General features: G+C 70.9%; 6 protein-coding genes. 2 read left to right on the top strand and 4 right to left on the bottom strand.

The window, feature by feature from the left end; genetic code table 11:
- Positions 1 to 165 precede the first annotated feature (165 nt).
- Positions 166 to 996, bottom strand: a complete 831-nt coding sequence (locus Q7W82_RS15910; protein WP_242159297.1) for an oxidoreductase — start codon at positions 994 to 996, stop codon at positions 166 to 168.
- Between the two features lie 89 nt (positions 997 to 1085).
- On the opposite strand from Q7W82_RS15910, the gene Q7W82_RS15905 reads away from it, so the two are divergent.
- Both Q7W82_RS15905 and rlmKL read left to right on the top strand, forming a co-directional pair.
- Positions 1086 to 2015: an AraC family transcriptional regulator gene (locus Q7W82_RS15905; RefSeq protein ID WP_242159296.1), complete on the top strand. Its 930-nt coding sequence runs from the start codon at positions 1086 to 1088 to the stop codon at positions 2013 to 2015.
- Between the two features lie 338 nt (positions 2016 to 2353).
- Positions 2354 to 4528: a bifunctional 23S rRNA (guanine(2069)-N(7))-methyltransferase RlmK/23S rRNA (guanine(2445)-N(2))-methyltransferase RlmL gene (gene rlmKL, locus Q7W82_RS15900; protein WP_242159295.1), complete on the top strand. Its 2175-nt coding sequence runs from the start codon at positions 2354 to 2356 to the stop codon at positions 4526 to 4528.
- Positions 4529 to 4756: 228 nt separating this feature from the next.
- On the opposite strand, the gene Q7W82_RS15895 is transcribed toward rlmKL, so the two are convergent.
- The 3 genes from Q7W82_RS15895 to Q7W82_RS15885 all read right to left on the bottom strand — a co-directional run bounded on the left by Q7W82_RS15895 (position 4757) and on the right by Q7W82_RS15885 (position 11440).
- Positions 4757 to 5800, bottom strand: a complete 1044-nt coding sequence (locus tag Q7W82_RS15895; protein ID WP_242159294.1) for an HD domain-containing phosphohydrolase — start codon at positions 5798 to 5800, stop codon at positions 4757 to 4759.
- 22 nt (positions 5801 to 5822) lie between these two features.
- On the bottom strand, positions 5823 to 9899 hold the full coding sequence (locus Q7W82_RS15890; RefSeq protein WP_242159293.1) for a CHASE domain-containing protein: 4077 nt from the start codon (positions 9897 to 9899) through the stop codon (positions 5823 to 5825).
- A 299-nt stretch (positions 9900 to 10198) separates the two neighbouring features.
- A complete protein-coding gene (locus Q7W82_RS15885) occupies positions 10199 to 11440 on the bottom strand; it encodes a DUF445 family protein (protein ID WP_242159485.1) in 1242 nt (413 codons plus the stop codon).
- Between the last annotated feature and the right edge of the window lie 120 nt (positions 11441 to 11560).

Genomic DNA, 11560 nt, shown 5'->3' with positions numbered 1-11560 from the left:
GTGGCGTGCGCTGTCGTCGACGTGGTCGTGCCGTCGGGTGTTGCGTAGCGAGCGGGGGAGGGCAGCAACAGCGCCAGCATCCTTGTCGCGGTGATCTACGCAGTCGGCAGCCTTCATCGATGCCGGGTGGTCGGCGCGCGTCGCAGCCGGCGTGGCGGCCGCCGCTCAGGCATCGGTGGAACGGCTCACCGCCTCCCATGCGGCGATGTCCGCCTTCAGGCGGTCGAGCTTGTCACGCACCAGGGCCAGCGCGTCGCTGCCCAGCAGCAGGTGCGCAGGTGGTGCAGGCGCCTCGATCAACGCCAGCATGGCCTGGGCGGCCTTGGCCGGGTCGCCGCGCTGGCGGCCGCTCTTGGCCTGGCGGGCGTCGCGGATCGGATCGAACAGCGCGTCGTAGTCGGCGATGCTGCGCGGCGTCCTGACCATCGAACGGCCCGCCCAGTCGGTGCGGAACGACCCTGGCGCCACCGCCGTCACGTGGATGCCCAGCGCGGCGACCTCCTGTCCCAGCGCCTCGGAAATGCCCTCCAGTGCGAACTTGCTGCCGCAGTAGTAGGCGATGCCGGGCATGGTGATGAAGCCACCCATCGAGGTGATGTTGACGATGTGCCCGCGGCGACGCTGCCGCATGGAGGGCAGGACCGCCTGCATCATCGCCACGGCGCCGACCACGTTGACGTCGAGTTGGCGCCGCAGTGCATCCAGAGGCGATTCCTCCAGGATCCCTTCGTGGCCGTAACCGGCATTGTTGACCAGCACGTCCAGCGGCCCGACCGTGGCTTCGAGTTCGGCGACGAGGCCGGGAATGGCCTCGACGTCGGTGACGTCCAGCACACGGCCGATCGCCCCGGCGCCGAGCGCCTCGAACTCCTGCCGCGCCTGCGCGCTGCGCACGGTGCCGACGACCCGATGTCCGGCCGCCAGCGCCGCTTGAGCCAACGCGCGGCCGAAGCCGCTGCTGGCGCCGGTGATGAGCAAGGTTTTCTGCAGTGCCATGGCACGCTCCCGAGAGGATGAGGGGCGAATGATGCGATGATCGACGCGCCGCTCCGATGCCGCGCTCTCTGCGATCCTTGCCTGTTTCTATGACGTCTTCCGCCAGTTCCGTGGACTTGCTGCGTGCCCTGGCACCGCAGGAGGGCTACACCCTGACCGCATTGCCAGATGTCCGCGTGCTGCGTTCGGACCGGCCGTTGACCGACACGCCGGTGCTGTACGACCCGGGCATCGTCATCGTCTGCCAGGGCGCCAAGCGTGGGCATTTCGGCGATGCGGTGTACGTCTACGACGAGCAGCACTACCTGTCCGTCGCCGTCCCGGTGCCCTTCACCATGCAGTCCGATGGCAGCGCGGAGCGGCCGCTGCTGGCGCTGTACCTGCATCTGGATTTCCAGCTTGCGGCGGGGCTGCTGGTCGAGTTGGACCAGGCCGGTCCGGTGCCGCTCGCGCAGGCGCCGGCGAGCATGGTGTCCAGTCCGATGGACGCAGCGTTGCGGCAGACCGTGCAGCGCCTGCTGCAGGCGCTGAGCCACCCGCTGGACGCGGCCATCCTCGGCCGCGCCCTCGTGCGGGAGGTGTACTTCCGCGTGCTGACCGGACCGCAAGGCCATGGGCTGCGCGCTGCCCTGGCGCAACAAGGCCACTTCGGCCGCGTCGGTCGCGCCCTGCAACGCATCCACCGCGACCACGCGCGGCGTCTCGACGTGGCGGAGCTGGCGCGCGAGGCCGGGATGAGCACGCCGTCGTTCCATGCGCATTTCAAGGCGGTGACCCGGGTCGCGCCGATGCAGTACCTGAAATCGATCCGCCTGCACCAGGCGCGCCTGCTGATGGCGCGCGAGGGCATGACCGCAGCGGGCGCCTGCCACGCGGTCGGCTACGAGAGCGCCTCGCAGTTCAGCCGCGAGTTCAAACGTCTGTTCGGCCGGCCGCCGATGGCCGAGGCGCGGCGCATGCGCGCCGAGTTCGCGGTGCCGCCGGCCGCGCCAGGGGCCGGATTCGTGGCCTCGCATTGAGCGATGCGTTGTGTGCCACGGCCATGGGCGGGCGCGTCTGCAGCGCCGCCTGCAGCTGTCACGGCGCTGGGTCGGTGGCCAGGCAAGCGCCGGTGGGCGGCCTCTCCATGCCAGGCGGACGAGGCCAGTGGCGGCGCGGCGTGCACTGCGCCAGGACCTGCGCAGCAGGCAGGCGCGCGCAGGCCCTGTGGTATTCTGCGCGCCGTTCCGGTGCGGTGCGTTCGCGTGCTCACCCCGATCCGCGGCCGCGGCCGCGGCAACGCCGGATCCGGCGCTGCGATGCGCCACGCGCGCGGCGTCCGCCGTGCCTCCCTCCCGTCCGTCCTGGTCCGCCTTCCGTGAAATTCTTCGTCTCCTGCGCCAAGGGCCTGGAATACCTGCTCGTCGATGAGCTGCTCGCGCTCGGCGTGGCCCAGGCCACCGCCACCGTCGCCGGCGTCAATGCCGAAGGCAGCCTGCAGGACGCGCAACGCGCGGTGCTGTGGTCGCGCCTGGCCAGCCGCGTGCTGTGGCCGTTGCAGTCCTTCGACTGCCCCGACGAGGCGGCGCTGTACGCCGGCGTGGCCGCGCTGCAGTGGCGCAGCCATCTGGCGCCGCAGCACACCCTGGCGGTGGACGCGCATGTGTCCGGCACCGGCATCACCCATGCGCGCTTCGCCGCGCAGCGGGTCAAGGATGCGGTGGTGGACACGCTGCGCGGCGAGGGCCTGGAGCGGCCGTCGGTGGATGTGGAACACCCGGACCTGCGCCTGAACCTGTCGCTGCGCAAGGGCCGCGCCACGCTGTCGGTGGACCTGGGCGGCGGTTCGCTGCACCGGCGCGGCTGGCGCCAGGCGCAGAACGAGGCGCCGCTGAAGGAGAACCTGGCCGCGGCGGTGTTGCTGCGCGGGCAATGGCCGGCGCTGTATGCGCAAGGCGGCGGGTTGCTGGATCCGATGTGCGGCAGCGGCACGCTGCTGATCGAAGGCGCGCTGATGGCCGCCGAGGTGGCGCCGGGCCTGCTGCGCGGCGAACTGGCGGCGCAGCAGCGCGGCGACACCGATGCCGATGCCGCGCCGAGCCGCTGGCTGGGGTTCGACCTGGCGGCCTGGCGTGCGCTGCTGGCCGAGGCGCGGCAGCGTGCCGAAACCGGTCGCGCCGCATTGCGCCCGGTGCTGTACGGCAGCGACATCGACCCGCATGCGCTGCGCGCGGCGCGCGAGAACGCGCAGGCGGCCGGCGTGGCCGAGGCGATCGCCTTCGCCGTGCACGATGTCGCCGCATTGCCTGCGCCGGCGCAGGCGCTGGGCACGGTGGTGTGCAATCCGCCCTACGACGAGCGCCTGGCCGCCGACGCGGCGCTGTACCGGCGCCTGGGCGATGCGCTCAAGCGGGCGGTGCCGCAATGGCGCGCCAGCCTGCTGTGCGGCAGCGACGAACTGGCCTATGCCACCGGCCTGCGCGCGGCCAAGAAGTACCAGATGTTCAACGGCGCGCTGGAGTGCCCGTTGATCGTCTGCGACCCGATCGCGGTCGCGCCGCGGGCCGCTGCCAGCGAGGAACCGCGCGCGCTCAGCGACGGCGCGCAGATGGTCGCCAACCGCCTGCGCAAGAACCTGCGCAAGTTCAAGAGTTGGCGCGCGCGCGAGCGGGTCAGCTGCTACCGCGCCTACGACGCCGACCTGCCCGAGTACGCGGCGGCGATCGACGTGTACCATGAAGACGGCGGCCAGGCGCGCACCTTCCTGCACGTGCAGGAATACGCGGCGCCGGACAGCATTCCCGATGCGGACGTGCGCCGCCGCCGCAACGAACTGCTGGCGGCCGCGCGCGAGGTGTTCGCGGTGCCGGCCGAACAGGTGGCGCTCAAGACCCGCGAGCGCGGCAAGGGCGGCAGCAAGTACGGCCGTTTCGAGCAGCGCGGCGAGTTCCTGGTGGTGCGCGAGCACGAGGCGCTGCTGCGGGTGAACCTGTTCGACTACCTGGATACCGGGCTGTTCCTCGACCATCGCCCACTGCGCGGGACGATGGCGCAGCAGGCGCGCGGCAAGCGCTTCCTCAATCTGTTCTGCTACACCGGCGTGGCCAGCGTGCAGGCGGCGGTGGCCGGCGCCGATTCCACCACCAGCGTGGACCTGTCCGGCACCTACCTGCAGTGGTGCGCCGACAACCTGGCGTTCAACGGCAAGGGCGGCGCCCAGCACCGGCTGGTGCAGGCCGACGCGCTGAGCTGGCTGGAGGCGGAGAAGAACCGCTACGACGTGATCTTCTGCGACCCGCCGACCTTCTCCAATTCCGCGCGTGCCGAGGATTTCGACATCCAGCGCGAGCACGTGCGGCTGTTGCGTGCGGCGGTGGCACGGCTGATGCCCGAGGGCGTGCTGTACTTCTCCAACAACTTCCGCCGCTTCAAGCTGGACGAGAACGCGCTGGCCGAGTTCGCGGTGTGCGAGGAGATCAGCGCGCAGACCATCGATCCGGATTTCGAGCGCAACCCGCGCATCCACCGCGCCTGGCGCTTGCGGCGGCGTTGATGGAGGCGCTGCGCGCGCGGGTACCTCGTAGGAGCCGCTTCAGCCGCGATGGGCGTTACCGGTAACGCCTGTCGCGGAGCGTAGTGCGCTGTTCCTTCTCCATCCGGGAGATGGTGCCCCGAAGGGGCGGGTGAGGGTGCGGGCGAAGCCTCGTGTCCTCAATCTCTGCCAGTCGCTTCGCGCCGTACCCTCATCCCAACCCCTCTCCCGGGGGGAGAGGGGCGTGTATCAGCTGCCGTGATGCCGCAAGGGGATCTGCGCCTTGCCGCGTTGCGGCGGGTCTTCCCCGGCTTCGCGTTCGTTCCAGTACGCCTGGATCTGCAGGATCTGCGGCAGGATCGCCTCGAACAACTGCACCAGGCGCGGCTCGAACTGGCTGCCGGACTTGTCGCGGAACAGCGCCAAGGCCTGTTCCAGCGGCCATGCGTCCTTGTACGGGCGCGGCGAGGTGAGGGCGTCGAACACGTCGGCCAGCGCCACGATCCGTGCCGATTCGGGAATCTGCGTGCCGGACAGGCCGGCCGGGTAACCGCCGCCGTCCCAGTGCTCGTGGTGGTACAGGGACACCTCGGCGGCGAGACGGAACAGCGGCGCGCTGCTGCGGCTGAGGATGTCGTAGCCGATCCGCGGGTGCCGCTTCATCACCTGCCACTCGTCCGCGTCCAGCGGCCCGGGCTTCTTCAGCACCGCATCGGGGATGCCGATCTTGCCGGTGTCGTGCATCGGCGCGGCCTGTTCCAGCAGGTCGGCGTCCTCGCGCGACCAGCCGGCGGCCAGCGCCAGCGCACGGGCGTAGGCGGCCATGCGCCAGATGTGGGTGCCGGTATCCGAGTCGCTGTAGTGGCCGGCCATGCCCAGCATCTCGATCGCGGCGCGGTGGCTGTCGGCGAGGCTGGCGGCGCTGACCAGCGACAGGTGCGTGCGCACCCGCGCGCGCAGGATGCTCGGCGAGTACGGCTTGGTGATGTAGTCCACGCCGCCGGCGTCGAAGCCGATGCTCTCGTCGGTGTCCTTGTCCTTGCCGGTGACGAAGATGATCGGGATCGCCGCACTGCGCGCATCTTCCTTGAGCGTGCGGGCGAGGGTGTAGCCGTCGACGTCGGGCAGGTCGACGTCCAGCAGGATCAGCGCCGGACGGTGCTTGGCCACCCCGCGCAGCGCTTCGGCGCCGTTCTTGGCGAACACCAGCGCGTAGTCCTCGCGCAGCAGCTGCCGGATCAGCGCCAGGTTGCTGGGTTCGTCGTCGACACAGAGAATGCACGGCTGGGTCATGGTGGTGTCTCGTTACGCGCGCTCAATCGTGTGCATCGGCCAGCCATTGCCTGACCTTGGCCTCGGCCTCGCGGAAGGAAAAATTCTCCAGCAACTGCTGCAGTTCGGCGGTTTGCGCCGACGGCAGGACCGCGGCCAGTTGCCGCAGCGTGTGGTCGATGCGGTCCGGATCGTCGCTGTCCAGCACCTGCAGCACCTGGTACCAGGACGCCTGCAGCGTCGCCGGGTCCACCTCGGTGTCGGCTGCGGCCGCGGGTCCCGTCGCGCCCGGGGTGGCGTCGGCGAAGCGCAGCACTTCGGCGGCGGTGTCGGCCATCGCTGCGGCCAGTGCGGCGATGGCGGCTTCGGCCTGCGTCGGCGCGGTGCTCAAGCGTTCTTCGAGCGCGGCGCTGGCGACGCTCAACGCCGGCAATGCCAGCGATCCGGCCGAACCGCGCAACTTGTGCGCCAGGGAGATGGCCTCGGCCGGGCGCTGCGCGTCCAGCAGGGTGCGGACGCTCGCTGCCGGGTCGGGATACTCCTGCAGCAGCCTCAGCAGATAGCGTCGATACGGATCGCGCTCGCCCCACAGCCGCCGCGCCTGGATGGTATCGAGCAACGCCGGGTCGCTGACCGGCCAGTCGTCCGTCGGCAGCCCCGACGCTGGCGATGCGAGCGGCAGCAGCGGCAGCGCGGCCAGGTTCGGCGGCAGGAACCGGCGGATGATCGCGATCAGGTCCTCGACCTGGAAGGGTTTGGCGATGAAGTCGTTCATGCCGCTGGACAGCGCCATCTCTTGTTGCTGGCGATAGGCGCCGGCGGTGAGGGCGATCACCGGCACGGCGGCCAGGTCCGGATCGGCGCGCAGTTGCCGGGTGGCTTCGTAGCCGTCCATGGTCGGCATCTGCACGTCCATCAGCACCACGTGGAAGCGGCCGGGATCGCGGCGTAGCCGCTGCAGCGCCTGGGCGCCGTCCTGTGCCAGGTCGACCAGCGCGCCTTCGCCTTCGAGGATGCGCTGCGCGACCTCGCGGTTGATGTCGCTGTCGTCGACCACCAGCAAGCGCGCCCCGGCCAGGCGCGCCACGCCGTCGCCGGGCGGCGGCGCGGGCAGGTCGCCGTTGCGACGTGCCAGCAGCATGCCGATGGTGCGCTGCAGGGCCGAGGCGGTGACCGGCTTGGTCATCACCGCATCCACGTCGGCCACGCCGGGCTGTTGCTCCTGGATCATGCGCCGCTCGTAGGCGGTGACCATGACGATGATCGGCTGCCGGTCCGGCGCCGATTGCGCGCGGATGCGCTGGGCCACGCTCAGCCCGTCCAGGTCGGGCATGCGCCAGTCCAGCAGGATCACGTCGAACTCGGCACGTTCCGGCGCGGCCGCGGCCAGTGCGGCGCTGCCGCTGGACACCGCTTCCACCTGCCAGCCGAAGCCGTTGGCGATGTCGGTCAGGCTGCGTCGCACCAGGTCGTGGTCGTCGGCGATCAGCACCCGCCGCGCCTGCGCCGGTTCGGCGTCGGCGGCCGGTGCCGGCGCCACCGCGAACGGAATGACGAAGTAGAAATCGCTGCCCTGGCCGGGGGCGCTCTGGACTTCCAGTTGCCCGCCCATCAGTTCCACCAGCCGCCGGCTGATGGTCAGGCCCAGGCCGCTGCCGCCGTAGCGGCGGCTGGTGGAGGTATCGGCCTGCAGGAACGGCGAGAAGATCAGGCTCTGCTTCTCGCGCGGGATGCCGATGCCGGTATCGCGCACCGAGAACAGCAGCTTGAGCTTGCCGGGTTCCCCGCCGGGGAAGGCGCGGACCGACAGCGCCACCTCGCCCTGTTCGGTGAACTTGATGGCGTTGCCGACCAGGTTGATCAGCACCTGGTTCAGGCGCAGCGCATCGCCACGCAGCCAGCGGCAGCCCGGCGGCAGCGGCTCGACGATCATCTCCACCGGCTTGGCGCTGGTCGCCGAGGTCATCAGGGCCGCGATGTTCTCCAGCAACTCGTTGAGATCGAACGGGGCCGATTCCAGGTCGATGCGCCCGGACTCGATCTTGGAGAAGTCGAGGATGTCGTTGATGATCTCCAGCAGGTTGCGCGCGGACAACTCGATCTTCTGGATCATGTCCTGCGCCGCCTGCGACAGCGCGCTGTGCCGCAGCAGGTACAGCATGCCCAGGATCGCGTTCATCGGCGTGCGGATCTCGTGGCTCATGTTGGCCAGGAAATCGCTCTTGGACTGGTTGGCGGTTTCGGCCGCGTCGATCGCCAGGCGCAGTTCGCGCTCGTGGCGCTTCTGCTCGGTCAGATCGACGGCGATGCCGAGGTAGCCGATCACCCGCTCGTCGTCGTCGCGCAGCGTGCTCAGCGTGAGCAGCACCGGGAAGGCATGGCCGTCCTTGCTCAGGTAGGTCCACTCGCGGGTATCGCTGCGCCCCAGCGTGGACAGCGCCGCCACCGACTCGAACGAGGGCTGCACCGGCATCCCCGACTGCGCGGCCATGCGTTCGGCGCGCGCGCTCAGTTGCTCCGGGTCCAGGAACAGGCCGGTGGCCTTGCGCCCGATCAGTTCGTGCGCGGCGTAGCCGAGCAGGGTCTCGGCGGCGGGATTGAACAGGGTGATGACGCCATCGGGATCGGTGGCGACGATCGCGTAGCCGGCATTGGCCAGGATCGCGCGCTGCAGCGCCGAATAGGTGACCAGTTCGCTGGTGCGCTCGGCCACCTGTTGCTCCAGCGTGGCGTTGAGCTCCAGCACGCGCGCCTGCGCGCGCACCTGCTCGGAGACGTCGTGCAGCAGGTGCGAATGGCCGATGGTGCCGCCGCCGGTGCCGGCGATCGGCGAGACGCTGGCCAGCACGCTGACGATGTGGCCATCGCGGTGGCGCAGTTCGCGCACGCCGTCGCCGCCGCCGGCCGGATCGCGGATCTGCGCGCCCAGCAGCTGCTGCAGAGGTTGGCCGATGGCCTGCTCCGGCGTATAGCCGAAGATGCGCATGGCCGCGGGGTTCCAGTGGGTCACCCGGCCGTGCAGGTCTTCGGCGACGATCGCCTCGCTGGTGCCGGCGACCAGTGCGGCCAGCTGGCTCTGCTCGCTGAGGATCAGGTCGCGGCGGCGCAGGCTGGTCAGGAACACGTACAGCAGTGCGGCGAGCAGCAGCGCGATGCCGCCGGCCAGGGCGCCGGCCAGCAGCGGGGAGAATTGATCCAGCGAGCGCACGAAGCCCGGCGTGGCCTGCGCCCCGATCCGCCATTGGCGCCCATACACGGTGAGGGTGCGTTCGGCGGCCGGCCCGCCGGCCAGGATCGGTGTGGCGTCGTCGCGGTAGAACGGCTGGGCCGGGTTTCGGCTGTCGGCCAGGCTCAGGCGCAGCTCGTTGCTGTGGTCGTCGGAGGAGGCCAGCACCTCGGCGATGTTCAGCGGTGCGTAGGCCCAGCCGCTGGTGGCCTGCCAGCGTTGTTCCGGGGTCTGCAGCGGCAGGCCTTCGCGGTACACCGGCAACAGCAGCAGGAAGCCGCCGTTGCCCAGCCCCGGGGTCTGCACCAGGCGGATCGGCGCCGTGATGGTGGGCGCGCCCGAGCGCGCCGCCGCGATCGCCGCCGTGCGCCGTGCCGGCTCGGAGGCGATGTCGAAACCTTCGGCGGCGTTGTTGGACCGTGCCGGCTGGATGTAGACGATGACGAACCGGTCGCCGTCGTGCGGGGCCAGTTCGCCGATCTGCAACGATGGCGCACCGTCGGCGCGGGCCTGCTGCAGGAATGCGGCCTCGTCGGCGCGCGGCACCCGCTGGATGTAGCCGAAGCCGCGCACGCCGGGAAATTCGTGCGGATAGTCGCGCGAGGCGCTGTAGCGGGCGAAGCGCGCGCGAGAGATGCGGTCGCCGCCGGCCGCGATCACCGCCCCACGCGCGCCGCGCAGGCCGTGCTCGTACATGTCCAGGCGTTGCCGCAGGTCGCTGGCCACGTGCGAGACCAGTTGCTGGAAGCGCGCTTGCGCCTGTGCGCGGTTGCGCTGTTGTACGCCGTGCGCGATCAGCAGCGCGGCGAGGAGTCCGACGACCAGCACGGCCAGCGCGGCGAGCCGCGCCGGACGCGCAGGGCCGGAAACGGATGTCCGGCGTTTCTTCGACATGCTCCCCCTTCCTTTGGCGAACGCGCGTTCGGCACGCGCATCGGCTTCCCCCGGGCTGGTTGCGGAATGGCGTTCACAGTGACGGCGAACGTTCCGCAGGCCATCCCGCAACGCTAGCGCGGGCGGCGCCGCCGCGCCAGCCCTGCCGGCGAGAGAGCCGAGGCGTGTCTACACCTTGCTGCGTGGATGGCACGCTGTATCGCGGACAGGCGATCCGCGACACGGTGTGTCTGCATCGCGTCGCGGGTCGGCGCCTGGCCAACCGCGCGAGCGGGGCATTGCATCCTCGTCATCCACGCTCAGCCAAGCAGCGTGACGGCAGCGTGCAGCGCCAGCCCGATCAGCCCGCCGACCAGGGTGCCGTTGAAGCGGATGTACTGCAGGTCGCGGCCGACGCTCAACTCCAGTTGCTCGACCAGATGGCGTTCGTCCCAGCCCTTCACGGTCTGCGCGATGTGCTCGGTGACGCCGCTGCGCAGGCGCTGGGTGAGCCGCTCGGCGCCGCCGAGCAGGTGCTGGTTGAGCGCCTCGCGCAGCGCGGGATCCTGCGCCAGCGATTGGCCGAGCGCGCCGAGGGCGCGCTGCAGGTGCTGCACCAGCGCGCCGTCCTGGCGCGACAGGTCCTCGCGAAGCGCCGCATGGATCTGGTCCCACAGGCCCTGCACGTACTCCTGCACGCCTGGGTGCTCGATCAGGCGCTGCTTCAGCGCCTGCACCTTGTCGGCGGTGGCCGGATCGGCGCGCAGCCGCTGCACGTAGCCGCCGAGCCAGCGCTCGTAGTCCTGGCGCAGCGGGTGCTGCGGCTGCGACAGCACCTCCTGCAGTTCCTCCAGCAGCGCATGCGCCAGGCGTTCGGCGAGGGTGTCGGCGATGCCCTCGACCGGCTTCACCCATTCCACGGTGCCCACCAGCTTGGGCCACTCGCGGCGCGCGTACTTGACGATCATCGCCGAGACCCGCTGCTTGACCGCGGCATCGTCCAGGTGCCGGCCGAGCCGGGTCAGCGCTTCGTCGAGCAGCGTCTGGTGGCGTCCATCGGCGGTGAGCAGGCCGAGGATGTCGCCGGCGGTGGCCGCGGCGTCCCAGTCGCGCAGCCGCGCCACCACGAAGCCGTGGATGCGGCGCCGCACTGCGGCCTCGTCCAGCAGGTCCAGCGCCTGCAGCGCCCAGCCGCGGGCGAGGTCGGCCAGCCGCGCCGACTGCGCCGGTTCGGCCAGCCACTGGCCCAGCCGCGCCGCGGGATCGAAGGCGTTGAGCTTGGCAAGCAACGCGCCCGGTTCCAGGAACTGGTCGCGCACGAACACCGCCAGGCTGTCGGCGATGCGCGCCTTGCCGTGCGGGATGATCGCGGTGTGCGGAATCGGCAGGCCCAGCGGATGCCGGAACAGCGCCACCACCGCGAACCAGTCGGCCAGCGCGCCGACCGTGGCCGCTTCGCAGAACGCACCGACCCAGGCCCACACGCCGTGCAGGCCCATGGCATGGCTGAGCAGGAAGCCGCACAGCATCGCCAGCAGCAACAGCGCCGCCAGCAGCTTCATGCGCTGCAACTGCGCGCGGCGCGGATCGGGGGGCAGGGTGGGGCCGGAAGACACGCTCATGCGGACGAGTCTACGCAGTGCGCGGTGAGCGCGGCTGCATGGACGGTGGCCGCCGTCTCC

Source organism: Xanthomonas indica, from assembly GCF_040529045.1.
Classification (GTDB): Bacteria; Pseudomonadota; Gammaproteobacteria; order Xanthomonadales; family Xanthomonadaceae; genus Xanthomonas_A; species Xanthomonas_A indica.
This window is presented reverse-complemented; position numbering and strand designations above follow the sequence as displayed.